The organism is Nonomuraea sp. NPDC048881 (assembly GCF_040649795.1).
Classification (GTDB): Bacteria; Actinomycetota; Actinomycetes; order Streptosporangiales; family Streptosporangiaceae; genus Nonomuraea.
On the sequence record NZ_JBEZGC010000001.1, the window covers coordinates 599,910 to 616,963 of the forward strand.

The following is a 17,054-nucleotide window of genomic DNA, read 5'->3' on the forward strand; positions in this document are numbered from 1 at the left end:
CCTTTAAAACCAGTAGGGAATATTGACTTGAGGCTCGCGGCGGCCTAGCGTCGTTGGCATGAGCCAGGGCACTCTCCTGACCAGGCGCCCGCACGTGGACTTCGGCCACGTCGCCAGCGCCCAGTGTCGTTGATCACGGACCAGCAGCCGCCCGCCTTCCCCTGAGCGCTCCAGCGTGGCCGACGCCGTCCACGCCTCCGCTGACGAACCCTCGCGTGCCCCCTTCCCGGCGCTCCCGGCCCGGCCGCCGGGAGCGGCGTGAGCACGCCCTCTCTCCCGTGAGGAGCCTTTCCGTGATCGCAATCAGACCCGTCCGCCCGTACCGAGCGGAGGCCGGCGCATGACCGACACCCTGCCCGACCAGCAGGCCGTCGGCGCCGACGTGTTCCGCCAGGCGCTCGCCGTGCACGCCAGCGGAGTGGTGGTGATCACCGCGCAGAGCGAGGGCATCCCCGTGGGGCTCACCGCCACCTCGTTCTCCTCGGTCAGCCTCGACCCGCCGCTCGTCTCCTTCTACGTGGACCAGTCCTCCACCACCTGGCCGTGGTTGCGCGGGGCCGACCACTTCGCGGTCAACATCCTGGCCAGCGACCAGGCCGAGCTGGCGGCGCGGTTCGCGCGCAAGGGGGTGGACAGGTTCGCCGCGCCCACGCGGTGGCGGGCGGGGCCGCTCGGCGCGCCGCTGCTCCAGGACGTCTCCGCCCACCTGATCTGCCTGCCGTACGAGACCGTCGAGGTCGGCGACCACGTGCTGGTCGTCGGCCTGGTGGCCGAGGCGGCCACGCACAACGCCGGCCGCCCGCTGCTCTACCACCAGGGCCGGTTCGGCCGCTTCCTACCCCACCAGGAGAACCTGTGACCGCCACCACCGGCACGCCGGTCTACGCCGGCCCGCTCGACCGGATCGCCTACGGCCGCTACGGCCCCGGCCGCCTGCACCTGTCGGCCGGCTGGGACCGCCCGGTCTACCCCTTCCAGGAGCGCGTCACCGCCGACGGCACCAGCGGCTACCGCGCCGAGCCCGGCCGCTACCACGTCTATGCCGCCTGGACCTGCCCCTACGCCCAGCGCGTCGCGATCGTCCGCAAGCTCAAGCGCCTGGAGGACGTCGTCTCGTTGTCGTACGTGGACGACGAGCGAGACGGCCGGGGCTGGGCCTTCAGGGAGCGCAGGGGCCCGGACCCGGTCAACGGGTTCGCCTTCCTGGAGCAGGCCTACGACGCCACCGAGAAGGGCTACCCGGGCCACATCTCGGTGCCCGTGCTCTGGGACAGGGCGCGGCGCAGGATCGTCAGCAACAACTTCCCGGACATCACGATCGATCTGGCCACCCAGTTCGAGAAGTGGGCCGACACCTCGGTCGACCTCTACCCCGAGCACCTGCGCGGCGAGATCGACAAGCTGAACGCGTGGATCTACCACGACGTCAACACCGGCGTCACCCGGGTGGCCCCCGCCGGCACCGAGGCCGCCCGCGAGGACGAGCGCCACCGCGTCGTCGCGGCCCTGGAACGCCTGGACGAACGCCTGGCCGAGCAGCGTTTCCTGACCGGCGACACGATCACCGAGGCGGACGTGCGGCTGTGGGTGACGCTGGCCAGGTTCGACGCATTGCACAACCGCGAGCACCTCATCAGCGAGCGCGAGCTGCCCGACTTCGAGCACCTCTGGGGCTACGCCCGCGACCTCTACCAGCGCCCGGCGTTCGGCGAGACCGTCGAGGGCCTGCCCGCCGCCTGGGACACGCCGCACGGGCGGGGCCGGTGACGCGCAAGAGGCAGGTGCACCTCGCCGCGCACTTCCCCGGCGTGAACAACACCACCGTGTGGGCCGACCCCCGGTCGGGGAGCCAGATCGACTTCGCCTCGTTCGTCCACCTCGCCAGGACGGCCGAGCGCGGCACGTTCGACTTCTTCTTCCTGGCCGAGGGGCTGCGGCTGCGCGAGCTCAAGGGCCGCATCCACGACCTGGACGTGGTCGGCAGGCCCGAGGCGCTGACCGTGCTCAGCGCCCTGGCCGCGGTGACCTCGCGGCTCGGGCTCGCGGGCACGGTCAACGCCACCTTCAACGAGCCGTACGAGCTGGCCAGGCGGCTGTCCACGCTCGACCACCTGAGCGAGGGCCGGGCCGCCTGGAACGTGGTGACCACCTCCGACGCCTTCACCGGCGAGAACTTCCGCCGCGGCGGCTTCCTCGACCCCGCCGACCGGTACCGGCGGGCCGAGGAGTTCGTCCGGCTGTCGCGCGAGTTGTGGGACTCCTGGCAGCCGGACGCCGTGCTCGCCGACCAGGGCGCGGGCCGTTTCCTGCGGGAGGGCGCGATCGGCACGGTCAGCCACCGGGGCAGGCACTTCACCGTCGAGGGCCGGTTCACGCTGCCGCGCTCCCCGCAGGGACACCCGGTGATCATCCAGGCCGGCGACTCGGACGACGGCCGCGAGTTCGCCGCCGCCCACGCCGACGTGGTCTTCACCCCGCACGGCAGGCTGGAGGACGGCAGGCGCTTCTCCGCCGACGTCAAGGGCCGCCTGGCCCGGTACGGCCGGGAGCCCCACCAGCTCAAGATCATGCCCGGTGTGACGTTCGCGCTGGGCGACACCGACGAGGAGGCCGCCGAGAACGCGGCCAGGATCCGGCGGCAGCAGGTCGGGCCGCAGACCGCGATCGCGTTCCTGGAGCAGGTGTGGGGGCGGGACATGTCGGCCTTCGACCCCGATGGACCGTTCCCCGACGTCGAGCCGGACCTGTCCCAAGGCGTCTCCCAGGGACGGGTGCCGATCAAGGACCGTGCCGAGGTGGCGGCCAAATGGCGGGCGCTGGCCGCGGAGAAGGGGCTGAGCATCCGCGAGCTGGTGATCGAGGTCACCGGACGGCAGACGTTCGTCGGCACCCCCGAGGGCGTGGCCCGGCAGATGGACGAGCACGTGCAGGCCGGCGCGGCCGACGGCTTCATCCTCGTCCCGCACCTGACCCCCGGCGGGCTGGACGAGTTCGTCGACCGGGTGGTGCCGGCGCTGCGCGAACGCGGCGTCTTCCGCACGGAGTACACCGGGACCACCCTGCGCGAGCACCTGGAGCTGTCATGACGCTGCACCTGGCCGTCGCCCTGGACGGCGCCGGCTGGCACCCCGCCGCCTGGCGCGCGGCCCCCGGCACGCGGCTCTTCTCGGCCGGTCACTGGGCGGGGCTCGTCGCCGAGGCCGAGCGCGGGCTGCTCGACTTCGTCACCATCGAGGACGCCCTGGGCCTGCAGTCCACCCGGCCCGACGGCCCCGACGACCGCACCGACCAGGTACGCGGCCGGTTCGACGCGGTGCTGCTCGCGGCCCGGCTGGCGCCGCTGACCACCCGGATCGGCCTGGTGCCGACGGCCACCACCACGCACACCGAGCCGTTCCATGTGGCCATCGGCATCGCCACCCTCGACCACGTCAGCGGCGGCCGGGCGGGCTGGCGGCCGCAGGTCTCGGCGCGGGCGAGCGAGGCGGCCCACTTCGGCCGCCGCCGGTTCGCCCCGCTCGACCAGGTGCTGAACAGGCCCGGCGGGGTGGACCTGTCGGCCGACCCGCACGTGCGCGCCCTGTTCGCCGAGGCCGCCGACGCCGTGGAGGTGGCCCGGCGGCTCTGGGACAGCTGGGAGGACGACGCCGAGATCAGGGACGTGGCCGCCGGCCGGTTCGTCGACCGCGGCAAACTCCACCACATCGACTTCGAGGGCGGGTTCTTCTCGGTGCGGGGGCCGTCCATCACGCCCAGGTCGCCGCAGGGGCAGCCGGTGGTGGCCGCGCTGGCCCACGCGCGGCTGCCGTACGAGTTCGCGGCGGGCGGCGCGGACGTCGTCTTCGTCACGCCGCGCTCGGCCGAGCACGCGCGGGAGATCGTCCAGGAGGTCCGGGGGCTCTCCGGCGACCTGCGGATCTTCGCCGACCTGCTCGTCTTCCTGGGCCCGGACGCGGCCCGGCGCAAGGCGCGGCTCGACGAGCTGGACGGGGTCGAACTGACCTCCGACGCGGCGATCTTCACCGGCGACGCGGGGGAGCTGGCCGGCCTGCTGCTGGAGTGGCGGCGGGCCGGGATCGAGGGCTTCCGGCTGCGGCCGGGGGCGGTGCCGTACGACCTGGAGCGGATCAGCCGGGAGCTGACGGCCGAGCTGCGCGGGCGCGGGGCCTTCAGGAGCGGGTACGAAGCCCGGACGCTACGCGGGCTGCTCGGCCTGCCGCGCCCGGCGAGCAGGTACGCGGAGGTGTCATGAAATTTCTGGGCATCACATTGATCGTCCACAGCGACGGCCGGTCACCCACGGAACGATTCCGCGAGGTCGTCGAGACCGCCGTGCTCTTCGAGGAACTGGGCTTCGACGGCTACGGCGTGGGCGAGCGGCACGAGCGGCCCTTCATCTCCTCCTCGCCCCCGGTCGTGCTCAGCCACATCGCCGCCAGGACGTCCAGGATCAGGCTGTTCACCGCGGTCACCACGCTGAGCCTGCTCGACCCGGTCCGCGCCTACGAGGACTACGCCACGCTCGACCACCTGTCCGGCGGCCGGCTCGAACTGATCGTCGGCAAGGGCAACGGCGCGGCGCAGGCCAGGCTCTTCCACGTCACCGCCGCGGACCAGTGGGAGCGCAACCGCGAGTCGTACGAGCTGTTCCGCCGCCTGTGGCGGGAGGACCGGGTCACCTGGCAGGGCCGCTTCCGGCCCGCGCTGACCGACGCCGAGACCTGGCCGCGCCCGCTGCAACGGCCGATCAGGGTCTGGCACGGCAGCGCGACCAGCAAGGAGTCGGTCGAGCTGGCCGCCCGCCACGGCGACCCGCTGTTCTCGGCCAACGTCACCAACCCCATCGAGCCCTACGCCGAGCTGATCGACCACTACCGCGAACGCTGGGCCCATCACGGCCACGACCCCGCCGACGCCCTGGTGGGGGCGGGCAGCGCGGGCTACTACGCGGCCCGCACCTCGCAACGGGCCCTGGCCGAGTACCGGCCGATCTACCAGGCCCGCCTGGAGACGTTCCGGCGGGCCGGCGTGCGGCCGGTCTTCCCCACCCTGGAGGACGCCGTCGAACGCGGCTCGATCCTGGTCGGCAGCCCGCAGCAGATCATCGACAAGGTGCTGCGCTACCACAAGCGGTTCGGGCACGAGGTCATGCACCTGCCCGCCGACGCCGACGGCCTGACGCCGGGGCAGCACCGGGAGACGCTGGAGCTGTTCCAGACCGAGATCGCGCCGGCGCTGCGCGCGGAGATCCCCAGCCGCCCGTTCCCGGGGAGCGCGTCATGAGCCTGTCCGTCCTCGACCTGGCCCCCATCAGCTCGGGCGGCACCGCGGGCCAGGCGTTACGCGACACGATCGAGCTCGCCCGGCGCGCGGAGGAGTTCGGCTACGCCCGTTACTGGCTGGCCGAGCACCACTTCGCCCCGGGCGTGGCCGGCTCGGCCCCCGCCGTGCTGATCGGCCTGGTGGCGGCGGCCACCTCGACGATCAGGGTCGGCTCGGGAGCCGTGCAGCTCGGCCACCGGACGCCGGTGTCCGTGGTGGAGGAGTTCGGGATCATCGACGCGCTGCATCCGGGCCGGCTCGATCTGGGCATCGGGCGCTCGGGGCGGCGCGGGGCCGAGCCGGCTCCCGCACGTCCGGCGAGCACGGAGGCCAGGGTGGTGGACGGGCTGCTCGTCCCGCCGCCCTTCGACTGGTCGCGGCTGGCGAAGATCCCCCGCCTGGCCTTCCAGGCGAGCCTGCTCCAGCAGCCCGGAGCGGTGACGCCCGACTTCGCCGACCAGGTCGACGAGGTGCTGGCGCTGCTCGGCGGGACCCACGAGGCCCACGTGACGCCCGGCGAGGGGGCCGACGTCCAGGTGTGGATCCTGGGCAGCAGCGGCGGGCAGAGCGCCCGGGTCGCGGGGGAGCGCGGGTTGCCGTTCGCGGCCAACTACCACGTCAGCCCGTCGAGCGTGCTGGAGGCCGTGGAGGCGTACCGCGAGGCGTTCAAGCCGTCGGACGAGCTGGCCGAGCCGTACGTGATCGTGTCGGCCGACGCGGTGGTGGCCGAGGACGAGGCCAGGGCGCGTGAGCTGGCCTCGCCGTACGGGTTGTGGGTGCGCAGCATCAGGACGGGGGCGGGCGCGATGCCGTACCCGACGCCGTCGGAGGCGGCCCGGCACGTCTGGACCGAGGCCGACCGCGCGCTGGTCAAGGACCGGATCGACACCCAATTCGTCGGCACGCCGCGGGCCGTGGCCGAGGGGCTGCGCGTGCTGCGCCGGGTCACCGGGGCCGACGAGTTGCTGGTCACCACCATCACCCACGACCCCGCCGACCGCGTGCGCTCCTACGAACTGCTCGCCGAGGCCTGGGCGCGTCCGTGACCCGGAGTCGCCTGTGACGCTGCGACCGAAGCCCCTGGTGGCTTCGGTCGCGCGTTTGCTGTAGCCTTTTCCTACTTTTTAGGTATGTTTTGTCTGAAAGGCAGTACCCCCATGTCCTCATCCAGCCTGCGCACCGCAGCCGTCATGCTCGCCGTCGTTGGGCTCCTCGGCGCCTGTGGCGGCCAAGGGGGTGCTGCCGGCGCGGCGCCGTCCAGCGGTCAGCCGGTCTACGGCGGCACGCTGACCTACCTGGAGCACCAGCCGCCCACCTGCCTCTACCTGCCGGCCGCCGGCTTCTATCCCAACGGCGGCATCCTCAACCAGATCACCGACAAGCTGACCTGGCAGAACCCGCAGACCCTGGAGATCGAGCCCTGGATCGCCACCAAGTGGGAGGTGAACGAGGACGCCACCGAGTACACCTTCCACCTGCGCCAGGGCGTGACCTTCAGCGACGGCAGCCCGCTCGACGCCGCCGCCGTCGCCGCGAACTTCGACGTGTACGGCCTCGGGAACACCGAGCTCAAGCTGCCGGTCGCCGAGTTCGTCAACAACTACGAGCGCAGCGAGGTCGTCGACCCGCTGACCGTGAAGTTCCACTTCAAGAAGCCCTCTCCCGGCTTCCTCCAGGGCACCTCGGTCATCGGGGCCGGGCTGGTGTCGAAGAAGACGATCTCGCTGCCGTACGAGCAGCAGTGCCAGCTGAAGAACATCGTCGGCTCGGGCCCCTTCACGCTGAAGAACCAGATCGTCGACAAGGAAGTGGACCTGGCCGCCCGCAAGGACTACGACTGGGCGCCGCCGTCGTCGAAGCACCAGGGGCGGGCGTACCTGGACGAGATCAAGATCATCGTGACGCCCGAGGACAACGTCCGGGTCGGCGCGCTGACCTCCGGCCAGGCCGACTTCGTGCGCTACGTCCAGGCGTACGACGAGAAGACCGTCAAGGACGCCGGCTTCCAGATCTACGCCGAGCCGACCAGGGGCGTGAACAACGGCCTGTACCTGCGGCCGTCCAACAGCATCCTGAAGGACCTCGACGTGCGCAAGGCGCTGCAGGCGGGCACCGACGTCAAGGAGGTCGTGGACACCCTGTTCACCGCGAGCTACCCGCGGGCCACCTCCGTGCTCAGCCACCTCGCCCAGGGCTACCTCGACCTGTCCAAGGACCTGGCCTACGACCCTGCCAAGGCCAACGCGCTGCTCGACAAGGCCGGCTGGACCAGGGGCGCCGACGGCGTGCGCGAGAAGGACGGCGTCAAGCTGCGGCTGGGCGTCTTCGTCGCCGGCCCGCAGCCGCTGTCCAAGCAGACGCTCGAACTCGTCGGCCAGCAGTGGGCCAAGCTCGGCGTGCAGCTGGAGATCCGCCCCGCCGACGCCGGCACCCAGGCCGTGGACATCAAGGACGCCGAGAAGACCGCCGTCGCGCACAGCATGGTCGGCCGCGCCGACCAGGACGTCATCAAGAGCCACTTCCACAGCCAGAACCGCGACGTCATCCTGTCCAAGGACAAGAAGCTCGACACCCTGCTGGAGGAGGAGTCCGCCGAGCCCGACAACGCCAAGCGCAACGCCAAGGTCGGCGAGATCCAGCGGTACGTGATCGACCAGGGCTACGCCATCCCCCTGTTCGAGGAGCCCCAGGTGTACGGCGGCGCGCCGTACGTCAAGGGCGTGGCCTTCGAGGCGGTCGCCCGGCCGTGGTTCTACTCGGCGTGGAAGGCCCAGCAATGACCAGGTATCTCCTGACGCGGGCCGGGCAGGCGGTGCTCGTGCTGTGGGCCGCCTTCACCGCGAGCTACGTGCTGCTGCAACTGCTGCCCGGCGACTCGATCCTGATCAAGTTCCAGAACCCCGAGCTCGGCCTGTCGCCGCAGCAGATCGCCGACATCCGGGCCTACTACAGCGGCGGCTCGCCGGTCGGCGAGTACCTGCGCACCCTGACCGGCTTCCTGACCGGCGGCTTCGGCTACTCGATCGACACCGGCACCCCGGTGGTCGAGCGCCTGGGCGAGGCGCTGCCCGAGACGGCCCGGCTGGCCTCGGCGGCGTTCGTCCTGGCGGTGCTGCTCGCCGTGGTGATCGCGTTCGTGGCGAGCTACAGCAGGACGTCGTGGCTGCGCGGGGCGCTGCTGTCGGTGCCGTCGCTGTTCATCTCGGTCCCGGCGTTCTGGCTGGGGATCCTGCTGATCCAGGTCTTCTCCTTCCGTCTGCGGCTGGTGCCGGTCATCGGGGGCGGCGAGCTGCAGCAGCTCGTCCTGCCGGTGCTGACGCTGGCCGTGCCGATCTCGGCGCCCATCGCGCAGGTGCTGGCGCGCGGCATCGACCAGGTGTACGCGCAGCCGTTCGTGCCGGTGATCGCGGCCAAGGGCGCCACCCGCTGGTGGATCCTGTGGCGGCACGTGGCGCGCAACGCCGTCCTGCCGACGCTGACCGTGGCGGGCCTGACGTTCGGCGAGCTGATCGCGGGCTCGGTGGTGACGGAGACCGTCTTCGGCCGCAACGGCATCGGGCGGCTCACCGAGCAGGCCGTGACCGCCCAGGACACGCCGGTGATGCTGGCCGTGGTGGTGCTCGCCGCGGCGGTGTTCGTCCTGGTCAACTTGGTGGTGGACGTGTTGTTCCCGGTGCTCGACCCGCGGCTGAAGGCGGCGTCGTGAGGGCGGGCCTGATCCTGGCCTGGACGGTGATCGCCGTGGCGCTGCTGTGGGCGGTCGTCCCGGGGCTGTTCACCGGGTACGACCCGATCGCCGGCGTGCCGGTCGAGAAGCTCCAGGCGCCGAGCGGGCAGCACCTGTTCGGCACCGACGCCGTCGGGCGGGACGTGTTCGCGCGGGTGGTGCACGGGGCCGTGCACTCGTTGTCGGGGGCATTCGTCGCCGTCGCGGTCGGCCTGCTGCTCGGCACGCTGCTCGGGCTGCTGGCCGGCTCGCTCGGCGGGGTGCCCGACGCCGCCGTCATGCGGGTCGTGGACGTGCTGCTGTCGGTCCCCGGCCTGCTCCTGGCCCTGGTCGTGATCATCCTGCTCGGCCCGGGGACGGTGAACGTGGCCGTCGCGGTCGGCGTCGGCTCGGTGGCCGCGTTCGCCCGGCTGTCACGGTCGGAGGTCGTCCGGGTGCGCCGCACCGACTACGTCGAGGCCGCGTTCGGCAGCGGCGGCCGGTTCACCGCCGTGTTGTGGCGGCACGTGCTGCCCAACTCGCTCGGTCCCGTCGTCGCGCTGGCCGCCCTGCAGTTCGGCGTGGCCATCCTGGCCATCTCGACGCTCGGCTTCCTCGGCTACGGCGCCGAGCCGCCGACCCCCGAGTGGGGGCTGCTCATCGCCGAGGGCCGCAACTACCTGGCCACGTCCTGGTGGCTGACCACGCTGCCCGGGGCCGTGGTGGTCGCGGTCGTGCTCGCCGCCGGCCGGATCAGCCGGTCCATCGCCAAGGAGTCCTCGTGAGCCTGCTCGACGTCCGCGACCTCGCGGTCTCCTACGACGGCCGCCCGGCCGTCCACGGCGTGTCCTTCACCGTCGAGCCGGGCGAGGTGGTCGCGGTGGTCGGCGAGTCGGGGTCCGGCAAGACCACGACCGCGCACTCGATCATCGGCCTGCTGCCGCGCAACGCCTCGCTCGACCGCGGCAGCGTCCTGCTGGGGGAGAACGACCTGGCGACCTGGTCGCCGCGGCGGATGGAGTCCGTCCGGGGGGCCCAGATCGGGCTGGTCCCGCAGGACCCGTCCAACTCGCTCGACCCGGTCAAGACGGTCGGGGCGCAGATCGCCGAGGTGCTGCGCATCCACAAGCGCGGCGACCGGGCCGCCGTCCGGCGCCGGGTCGTCGAGCTGCTCACCCGCGTCGGCCTGCCCGACCCCGAGACGCGGGCCCGTCAGTACCCGCACGAGCTGTCCGGCGGCATGCGCCAGCGCGTGCTGATCGCCATCGCCGTCGCGCTCGAACCCCGGCTGATCATCGCCGACGAGCCCACCAGCGCCCTGGACGTCACCGTGCAGCGGCGCATCCTGGACCTCATCGACGACCTGCGCGCCGAGTTCGGCACCGCCGTGCTGCTGGTCACCCACGACCTCGGCGTGGCCGCGAGCCGCTCGGACCGGCTGGTCGTCATGAAGGACGGCCGCGTCGAGGAGCAGGGCCCGACCAGGGAGATCCTGGCGGCTCCCGGCGCGGACTACACCCGGCGGCTGCTGCACGACGCTCCCGCGCTGTCGGCCCGCCCCTTCCGCGAGCCGGTGGCCGCCGAGCCCGCGATCGTGGTGCGCGACCTGGTCAAGGAGTTCCGGTCGGGGCGGCGGCCTTTCCGGGCCGTGGACGGCGTCTCGTTCGAGGTGCCGCGCGGCACCACGCACGCGCTCGTCGGGGAGTCGGGGTCCGGCAAGACCACCACCGCGCGCATGGTGGTGCGCTTCGCCGAGCCCACGTCGGGCACGGTCACCGTCGCCGGGGCGCCCGACGGCCGCGGCTTCCGCCGGCACGTCCAGCTCGTGCACCAGAACCCGTACGGGTCGCTGGACCCGCGGCAGTCGGTCGCCGACATCGTGGAGGAGCCGTTGCGCAACTTCCGGCTCGGCGACCGGGCCGCCCGCCGGGCCCGCGTCGCGGAGCTCCTCGACCGGGTGGCGCTGCCCGCGGACGTGTCGTCGCGCCGGCCGCGCGAGCTGTCGGGCGGGCAGCGGCAGCGGGTGGCCATCGCCCGCGCGCTGGCCGCAGGCCCGGAGGTGCTGGTGCTCGACGAGGCCGTCTCGGCGCTCGACGTCACGGTCCAGGCGCAGATCCTCGACCTGCTCGGGCAGCTCCAGCGCGACCTCGGCCTGACCTACCTCTTCATCTCGCACGACCTGGCGGTGGTGCGGCAGATCTCGCACACCGTCTCCGTCATGAACAAAGGACGCATCGTGGAATCAGGATCCACCCGGCGGGTCTTCACCGACCCGGCCGACGACTACACCCGCGAGCTGCTCGCCGCCATCCCGGAGCCGGTGCGATGAGGCTCGGCTTCTTCACCCGCGTCCTGGACGAGGCGCCCCCGGCGGAGCGCTACCGGCTGGCCGCCGAGCAGATCGCGCACGCCGAGTCGCTCGGGTTCGACACCGCCTGGGTGGCGCAGCACCACTTCGACGGCGAGGAGGGCGGGCTGCCCGCGCCGCTGGTGTTCCTCGCCCACGTGGCGGCCCGTACCAGCCGCATCCGGCTCGGCACCGGCATCATCACGCTGCCGCTGGAGCACCCGGTGCGGGTGGCCGAGGACGCCGCCGTGCTCGACCTGCTCACCGGCGGGCGGCTGGAGATCGGGGTCGGCAGCGGCGGGACGCCGTCGTCGTTCGGGCCGTTCGGGCACGACAGCGGCGACCGCGCCGCCCTGTACGCCGAGCACCTCTCGATCCTGCTCAGGGCCTGGTCGGGGGAGGACCTGGGCGGCGGCAACCGGCTCTACCCGCCCGCGCCCCGGCTGCCCGGCGCGATCTGGGAGGCGACGTTCTCGGCCGCCGGCGGAGCGCGCGCCGGCCGGGCGGGCAACGGGCTCATGCTCTCGCGCACGCAGCCCCGGCCGGCCGACGATCCCCAGGCGACGCTGGCCGACCTGCAACGGCCGATCGTGGACGCCTACTACGAGAACCTGCCCGCGGGCGTCGTCCCGCGCATCGTGGCCTCGCGGACCGCGTTCGTGGCCGACAGCCGGGCAGAGGCGCTGCGCTGGGCCGAGCGGGGGCTCGGGCGCGGCCGGCTGCCGTGGGAGCTGCCCGGCGGCGACCTCGACAGCCGCATCGCCGCCTTCGACGTGCACGTGGGCACCCCGCAGGACGTCATCGACGGCCTGCGCGCCGATCCGACCCTCGAACGGGTCACCGACCTGGTCTTCCAGGTGCACTCGGTGGACCCGCCGCACCCGCTGGTCCTGCGTTCGACCGAGTTGCTGGCGACCGAGGTCGCCCCCGCGCTCGGCTGGCTCCCCACCACCGAAATGAGCTCCACATGATCAACGACGTCATCGACCACCTGGCCGGGATAAGACCGGGCTCCCGTCTCGACAAGCTGCGCGACCTGCGGCCCGCCGCCCGCGAGCACGCCCAGCGCGGCTTCGACGCGCTCTTCACCCCCGACGAGGAGGGCGAGGTCACCCTCGTCGAACGCGACGCCGTCGCGGCCTTCGTGGCCGGGCTGCACCGTGACGCCGTCGTCGCCGGCTTCTACGCCGACCGGCTCGCCGAGCTGGCTCCCGGCCTGCTGAAGGCCGTCGAGACCGAGGTCGAGGCGGGCGCCACCACCGGCCCGTACGGCGTTTACCCCGCGCCGCTGGCCGCCGAGAGCGACGAGGGCCTGCGCTACCGGGTCCGGAACCCGGACGAGCTGGGCGTCCGGCTCACCGCCGCGTTCGAGCACGCGCACCTGCTGGTGTTCCGGCCCCGCGAGGCTGATGAGCAGGCCCTGGAGGCGCTGGCCGCGGCCGGCTGGAGCCCGACGGGCGTGGTGACGTTGTCGCAGCTCGTCGCCTTCCTCGCCTTCCAGGTCCGGGTGGTCGGCGGCCTGCGGCTGCTCAACGCGGAGGTGGCGGCGTGAGCACCGGCTTCACCCAGGAACAGCTCGGCTGGCGGCCCTGGCTGCCGCCGCTCGCGCCGGAGGAGCTGACCGAGGCCCACTACGAGGCGCTGGTGGACCGGGCGCGGGCGTCGTCGCCGTACTTCCTGCTGCTGGCCCGCGACCCCGAGATCCTGCACGCGCGCACCAAGACCGACAACGACATCTTCTACAACGCCGACGGCGGGCTGCCGCGCGCCGAGCGCGAGCTGGCCGCGACCGCGACCTCGCGGCGCAACGGCTGCGTGTTCTGCGCGTCGGTGCACGCCCGCTTCGCCGCCCACCACTCCAAGCGCCCGAAGGACGTGCAGCGCCTGCTCGACGAGGGGGTGGACGCGCCGCAGGACGGCACCTGGCAGGCGGTCGTCGACGCCTCGGTCGCGCTGGCCGCCACGCCCGTGGAGTTCGGGCCCGAGCACATCGCGGCGCTGCGCGCGGCCGGGCTGGACGACCTGGCGATCAGCGACACCATCCACGCCGCCGCCTTCTTCAACTGGGCGAACCGGCTCATGCTCTCACTCGGCGAACCGGAGGACCACCGATGACCGACCGTCACCTCGACCACCTCGTCTATGCCGTTCCCGACCTGCTCGCGGGGGTCGAGGACTTCGCCGCGCGCACCGGCGTGCGGCCCGTCCGGGGCGGCAGCCATCCCGGTGGCACCGCGAACTACCTGGTGCGCTTCGGGCCGACCGCGTACCTGGAGATCATCGGACCGGACCCGGAGTCGGAGGTGCGGCCGCGGGCGTTCGGGCTGGCGACGCTGACCGAGCCGCGCCTGGCCGCCTGGGCCGTGCATCCGCAGGACCTGGACAAGACCGTGGAACTGGCCCGCGAGAGCGGTTACGACCCCGGCGACGTGCAGCCGCTGTCCCGGCGCACCCCGTCCGGCGAGCTGCTGGAGTGGCGGCTCACCCGGCGCGAGGATCCCGCCGCGATCCGTCCGGTGCCCTTCCTCATCGACTGGGGGACGACCACCCACCCGGCCGCCACGGACCTGCCGCAGCTCGGCCTGGTCTCCTTCGCCGCCGTCCACCCCGACCCCGGCGCGCTCCGCCGCGACCTGGCCGCCCTGGACGTGACGCTCGACGTCACCGAGGGGCCGGAGCCCGGCCTGCGGGCCGTCGTCGACACCCCGCTCGGCCACGTGACCCTGAGCTGAACCCCGTTCGAGAGAGAAAGACCCATGAGCACCCTTCGCGAGTACCTGTCGCACAAGCGCGCCGCCCTGCTGGCCCGCCGGGAGGCCCCGGCGGGCGGCCCGGTGCCGCTGCACGCCCACGTCACGGCCGAGGGCCGCAGCGGGATCCGGCGCATCAGGATCAGGGACTTCCAGATCATCAGCGACAGCGGCCCCGACTTCGCCGGCTACGACCTCGGCCCCGGCTCGCCCGAGCTGCAGGCCGGCGTCCTGGGGAGCTGCGTGACGCACATCTTCCTGATCAAGGCGGCCGAGCTGGAGGTGCCGATCGACTCCCTGGAGGTGGACGTCCGCGCCGAATACGACCCGAGGGCCCAGCTCCCGGGCGACCAGGGCGTCCCGGTGTACCCGCACAACTTCCGCTACGAGGTGCAGATCGGCTCGCCCGCCTCGGACGAGCAGCTGGCCGGGCTGCACGCCGAGGTCGAGCGGGTCTGCCCGATCCTCAACCTGATCCGCAACCCGCAGCAGATCAGCGGCTCGATCGTCCGGGTGGCGGATCCCGCGCAGCTGCCGGTCGCGTAGCGGGACGGCCCCGCCCCCCGAGGACGGGGCCCTCAGCCGGCCGTGAAGCCGGAGAACAGGGCCAGGGCCAGGGCCAGGGCGACGACCACGTTCACCACCGTCGCGGCGGCGAACACGGCGACCGGCCGCCAGCCGGCCGCCCGCAGCGCGGCCACCCGGAACTCCAGCCCGATGCTGACGAACGCCAGGATCAGGAACCAGGTCCGCAGGTCGTTGGCGACCCCGACGACCGCCTTGCCCTGGCCCGCGGGGACCGTCGTGAGCCACCAGGTGGCGATCACGGACGCGGCGACGAACCCGAGCACGAACTTCGGGAAGCGCCGCCACAACTCCGCCGCCCCCGGCCGCTCGGCGTCCGCCCGCCGCTCGACCCGGAAGGCGAACCAGGCGGTCAGCGCGACCACGACGACGCCGATGAGCGCGTTCTGGGTGACCTTGACGATCGTGGCGATGGCCAGGGCGTCCTCGCCCGCGATCGTGCCGGCGGCGGTGACGGCGGCGGTGGTGTCGATGTTGCCGCCGATCCAGGCCCCCGCCACCTCGGGCGGCAGCCCGAACGCCGAGGCCAGGGCGGGCAGCACGAAGATCGACGGCAGCGCGAACGCGATCACCAGGCTCGCGCTGTAGGCGAGCTGCTCCTTCCTGGCCTGGACGGCCCCCGCCGCCGCGATGGCCGCGCTGACCCCGCAGATCGACACGGCCGACGACAGCAGCGCGCGCAGCCGGTCGTCGAGCCCGAGCCGCCCGCCGAGCCACCAGGTGAACAGGAACACCGTGCTGATCAGCACGATCGCCTGGAGCACGGCCGGCCCGGCGGCGGTGACGATCACCTTGAGGTTGATGGAGGCGCCGAGCAGCACCAGCCCGGTCTTGATGAAGAACTCGGTGCGGAACCCGCCGGCCAGCCGCTCCCGCAGCCCGGCCGCGGTCAGCAGCGCGTTGCCGAGCAGCCCGAGGGCGATCGCGTAGACCGGGAACTCGACGGCCTTGGCCAGCCCGGAGTCCGGGAGCCAGCCGGGCACGCCCTTCTCCAGGAACCGGGTCGCGGCGGCCAGCACGAGGACGACCAGGACGCCGAGCGCCGTCCCGCGCCAGGTCGCGCGGTCGGCGGCGACGGTCGCGGCGCTCATCAGGGCACCAGCCCGACGGGGATGACGCCGGTGAGGACGAGGACGAGCAGGACCAGGCCGACGGCCGTGGCGGCCCAGTCCTCGTTGATCGCGACGCGGCTCTCGCGTCCGGTGGGGGATTCGCCGGTGCTCATGGGCGTGCCTTTCAGGTGGGGGATGAGAGGTGCGGGCGGGGCCCAGCCAACCCCGCCCGCACTGGCTTCGGCCGCTCCGCGAGGCCCCGGCCACGGCGACGTTCGTGGCCGGGGCGGCCCCGGGGAGGGTCAGGCGGCGATCGGCGAGTAGGTCGCGGCGTCGCCGCTGAGGGCGGTGCTGGTGCGGCCGTCCACGCCGACCGGCACGTCCCCGGCGATCGTGACCCGGTGCAGGCGGCGGGGACGGTCGCCGAAGTCGTGCACCACGCGGTGCTGGGTGGCCCGGTTGTCCCAGATGGCCACGTCACCGGGCGACCAGCGCCAGCGGACGGTGTTCTCCACCTCGGTGACGTGCTCCTGGACCAGCCGGATGATCGACCCGGAGGTGTGCCCGGACAGGCCGCTCAGCCGCTTGGCGAAGTCGCCGAGCAGGATCGAGCGCTCGCCGGTCTCCGGATGCACGCGCACGACCGGGTGCTCGGTCTCGAACAGGGTGGAGGCGAACACCTCGGCGTGCTCGCGGGCCCGCTCGTCGATGGTGGCCGTGCGGACGTAGTCGTACTGGTTGGTGTGCACGGCGCGCAGCCGGTCGAGCAGGTCGCGCAGCTCGGCGGGCAGGTTCTGGTACGCGCTGACGGTGTTGGCCCACAACGTGTCGCCGCCCGCCTCCGGCACGACGACCGCGCGCAGCACCGAGGCCAGCGGCGGCCGGTCCACGAAGGTCACGTCGGTGTGCCAGCGGTCGACCTTGTGGCCGTTGCTGTAGTCGAGGTCCAGGATGTGGGCGTTGCCGTGCAGCGCGGGCACGGTCGGGTGGGCGGCGGTCGGCTCGCCGAGCAGCCGGGCGAAGCCCACCTGGCTCTGCTCGTCGAGGTGCTCCTGACCGCGCAGGAAGATCACTTTGTGGGTGAGCAGGGCCTGGCGGAGCTCGGCCACGACGTCGGGGTGCAGATCGGGCGCGAGCCGCACACCGGTGATCTCGGCTCCTATACGGCCGGCGACGGGGGTGATGGTCAGGGATGGCATGGTGTCCTTCCTTCCGTACGCCTCCACCGTAAATAAAAACCAACTAAATTGGTAGGGCTTGACGGAATAAGATCGCCGTGCTGGGGTGAAAGG

Annotated in this window: 18 protein-coding genes; 15 read left to right on the top strand and 3 right to left on the bottom strand. The window is 72.9% G+C overall.

What is annotated here, in order from left to right:
* The first annotated feature begins 340 nt into the window (after window positions 1–340).
* From AB0C33_RS02850 to AB0C33_RS02920, 15 genes are all read left to right on the top strand, one after another.
* Window positions 341–859 (top strand): flavin reductase family protein, encoded by a 519-nt coding sequence (locus AB0C33_RS02850; protein ID WP_352349501.1) that lies wholly within the window; start codon window positions 341–343, stop codon window positions 857–859.
* The gene (locus tag AB0C33_RS02855; protein ID WP_358282995.1) at window positions 856–1,767 is read left to right on the top strand and encodes a glutathione S-transferase C-terminal domain-containing protein; all 912 of its coding nucleotides are present in this window, start codon (window positions 856–858) and stop codon (window positions 1,765–1,767) included. The genes AB0C33_RS02850 and AB0C33_RS02855 overlap by 4 nt, the downstream gene beginning before the upstream one ends.
* Window positions 1,764–3,086 carry an NtaA/DmoA family FMN-dependent monooxygenase gene (locus AB0C33_RS02860; RefSeq protein ID WP_358282997.1) on the top strand — a complete coding sequence of 441 codons (1,323 nt, stop codon included), beginning with the start codon at window positions 1,764–1,766 and terminating at the stop codon, window positions 3,084–3,086. The genes AB0C33_RS02855 and AB0C33_RS02860 overlap by 4 nt, the downstream gene beginning before the upstream one ends.
* On the top strand, window positions 3,083–4,252 hold the full coding sequence (locus AB0C33_RS02865) for an LLM class flavin-dependent oxidoreductase (protein ID WP_358282998.1): 1,170 nt from the start codon (window positions 3,083–3,085) through the stop codon (window positions 4,250–4,252). The genes AB0C33_RS02860 and AB0C33_RS02865 overlap by 4 nt, the downstream gene beginning before the upstream one ends.
* Entirely contained in the window at window positions 4,249–5,283 is a 1,035-nt protein-coding gene (locus AB0C33_RS02870) for an LLM class flavin-dependent oxidoreductase (RefSeq protein ID WP_358283000.1), read from the top strand. The genes AB0C33_RS02865 and AB0C33_RS02870 overlap by 4 nt, the downstream gene beginning before the upstream one ends.
* Entirely contained in the window at window positions 5,280–6,368 is a 1,089-nt protein-coding gene (locus tag AB0C33_RS02875; RefSeq protein WP_358283002.1) for an LLM class flavin-dependent oxidoreductase, read from the top strand. Before AB0C33_RS02870 ends, AB0C33_RS02875 begins: the two co-directional genes overlap by 4 nt.
* Window positions 6,369–6,479: 111 nt before the next feature.
* The gene (locus AB0C33_RS02880; RefSeq protein ID WP_358283004.1) at window positions 6,480–8,102 is read left to right on the top strand and encodes a TIGR04028 family ABC transporter substrate-binding protein; all 1,623 of its coding nucleotides are present in this window, start codon (window positions 6,480–6,482) and stop codon (window positions 8,100–8,102) included.
* Window positions 8,099–9,028 carry an ABC transporter permease gene (locus AB0C33_RS02885; RefSeq protein ID WP_358283006.1) on the top strand — a complete coding sequence of 310 codons (930 nt, stop codon included), beginning with the start codon at window positions 8,099–8,101 and terminating at the stop codon, window positions 9,026–9,028. Before AB0C33_RS02880 ends, AB0C33_RS02885 begins: the two co-directional genes overlap by 4 nt.
* Window positions 9,025–9,813: an ABC transporter permease gene (locus tag AB0C33_RS02890; protein ID WP_358283008.1), complete on the top strand. Its 789-nt coding sequence runs from the start codon at window positions 9,025–9,027 to the stop codon at window positions 9,811–9,813. The genes AB0C33_RS02885 and AB0C33_RS02890 overlap by 4 nt, the downstream gene beginning before the upstream one ends.
* Entirely contained in the window at window positions 9,810–11,357 is a 1,548-nt protein-coding gene (locus AB0C33_RS02895; protein ID WP_358283010.1) for an ABC transporter ATP-binding protein, read from the top strand. Before AB0C33_RS02890 ends, AB0C33_RS02895 begins: the two co-directional genes overlap by 4 nt.
* Entirely contained in the window at window positions 11,354–12,346 is a 993-nt protein-coding gene (locus AB0C33_RS02900) for a putative FMN-dependent luciferase-like monooxygenase (protein WP_358283012.1), read from the top strand. Before AB0C33_RS02895 ends, AB0C33_RS02900 begins: the two co-directional genes overlap by 4 nt.
* Complete coding sequence (locus tag AB0C33_RS02905) at window positions 12,343–12,927, top strand: CMD domain protein (protein WP_358283014.1); 585 nt, start codon at window positions 12,343–12,345, stop codon at window positions 12,925–12,927. The genes AB0C33_RS02900 and AB0C33_RS02905 overlap by 4 nt, the downstream gene beginning before the upstream one ends.
* Window positions 12,924–13,490, top strand: a complete 567-nt coding sequence (locus AB0C33_RS02910) for an alkylhydroperoxidase domain protein (protein WP_358283016.1) — start codon at window positions 12,924–12,926, stop codon at window positions 13,488–13,490. Before AB0C33_RS02905 ends, AB0C33_RS02910 begins: the two co-directional genes overlap by 4 nt.
* Entirely contained in the window at window positions 13,487–14,107 is a 621-nt protein-coding gene (locus AB0C33_RS02915; RefSeq protein ID WP_358283018.1) for a VOC family protein, read from the top strand. Before AB0C33_RS02910 ends, AB0C33_RS02915 begins: the two co-directional genes overlap by 4 nt.
* Window positions 14,108–14,131: 24 nt before the next feature.
* A complete protein-coding gene (locus AB0C33_RS02920) occupies window positions 14,132–14,671 on the top strand; it encodes an OsmC family protein (RefSeq protein ID WP_358283020.1) in 540 nt (179 codons plus the stop codon).
* A 32-nt stretch (window positions 14,672–14,703) separates the two neighbouring features.
* On the opposite strand, the gene AB0C33_RS02925 is transcribed toward AB0C33_RS02920, so the two are convergent.
* The 3 genes from AB0C33_RS02925 to AB0C33_RS02935 form a co-directional block, all read right to left on the bottom strand.
* Window positions 14,704–15,801, bottom strand: a complete 1,098-nt coding sequence (locus AB0C33_RS02925) for a putative sulfate exporter family transporter (RefSeq protein ID WP_358283022.1) — start codon at window positions 15,799–15,801, stop codon at window positions 14,704–14,706.
* Window positions 15,801–15,935, bottom strand: a complete 135-nt coding sequence (locus tag AB0C33_RS02930) for a hypothetical protein (RefSeq protein ID WP_352330037.1) — start codon at window positions 15,933–15,935, stop codon at window positions 15,801–15,803. The genes AB0C33_RS02925 and AB0C33_RS02930 overlap by 1 nt, the downstream gene beginning before the upstream one ends.
* 129 nt (window positions 15,936–16,064) lie before the next feature.
* The gene (locus AB0C33_RS02935) at window positions 16,065–16,961 is read right to left on the bottom strand and encodes a TauD/TfdA family dioxygenase (protein ID WP_358283023.1); all 897 of its coding nucleotides are present in this window, start codon (window positions 16,959–16,961) and stop codon (window positions 16,065–16,067) included.
* Between the last annotated feature and the right edge of the window lie 93 nt (window positions 16,962–17,054).

Bases quoted from the DNA above. Each gene is read 5' to 3' on its own strand.
- AB0C33_RS02920 (WP_358283020.1), top strand. From the start codon at position 14,132: ATGAGCACCCTTCGCGAGTACCTGTCGCACAAGCGCGCCGCCCTGCTG.
- AB0C33_RS02875 (WP_358283002.1), top strand. From the start codon at position 5,280: ATGAGCCTGTCCGTCCTCGACCTGGCCCCCATCAGCTCGGGCGGCACC.
- AB0C33_RS02870 (WP_358283000.1), top strand. From the start codon at position 4,249: ATGAAATTTCTGGGCATCACATTGATCGTCCACAGCGACGGCCGGTCA.
- AB0C33_RS02885 (WP_358283006.1), top strand. From the start codon at position 8,099: ATGACCAGGTATCTCCTGACGCGGGCCGGGCAGGCGGTGCTCGTGCTG.
- AB0C33_RS02930 (WP_352330037.1), bottom strand. From the start codon at position 15,935: ATGAGCACCGGCGAATCCCCCACCGGACGCGAGAGCCGCGTCGCGATC.
- AB0C33_RS02850 (WP_352349501.1), top strand. From the start codon at position 341: ATGACCGACACCCTGCCCGACCAGCAGGCCGTCGGCGCCGACGTGTTC.
- AB0C33_RS02900 (WP_358283012.1), top strand. From the start codon at position 11,354: ATGAGGCTCGGCTTCTTCACCCGCGTCCTGGACGAGGCGCCCCCGGCG.
- AB0C33_RS02905 (WP_358283014.1), top strand. From the start codon at position 12,343: ATGATCAACGACGTCATCGACCACCTGGCCGGGATAAGACCGGGCTCC.
- AB0C33_RS02925 (WP_358283022.1), bottom strand. From the start codon at position 15,801: ATGAGCGCCGCGACCGTCGCCGCCGACCGCGCGACCTGGCGCGGGACG.
- AB0C33_RS02865 (WP_358282998.1), top strand. From the start codon at position 3,083: ATGACGCTGCACCTGGCCGTCGCCCTGGACGGCGCCGGCTGGCACCCC.
- AB0C33_RS02915 (WP_358283018.1), top strand. From the start codon at position 13,487: ATGACCGACCGTCACCTCGACCACCTCGTCTATGCCGTTCCCGACCTG.
- AB0C33_RS02880 (WP_358283004.1), top strand. From the start codon at position 6,480: ATGTCCTCATCCAGCCTGCGCACCGCAGCCGTCATGCTCGCCGTCGTT.
- AB0C33_RS02935 (WP_358283023.1), bottom strand. From the start codon at position 16,961: ATGCCATCCCTGACCATCACCCCCGTCGCCGGCCGTATAGGAGCCGAG.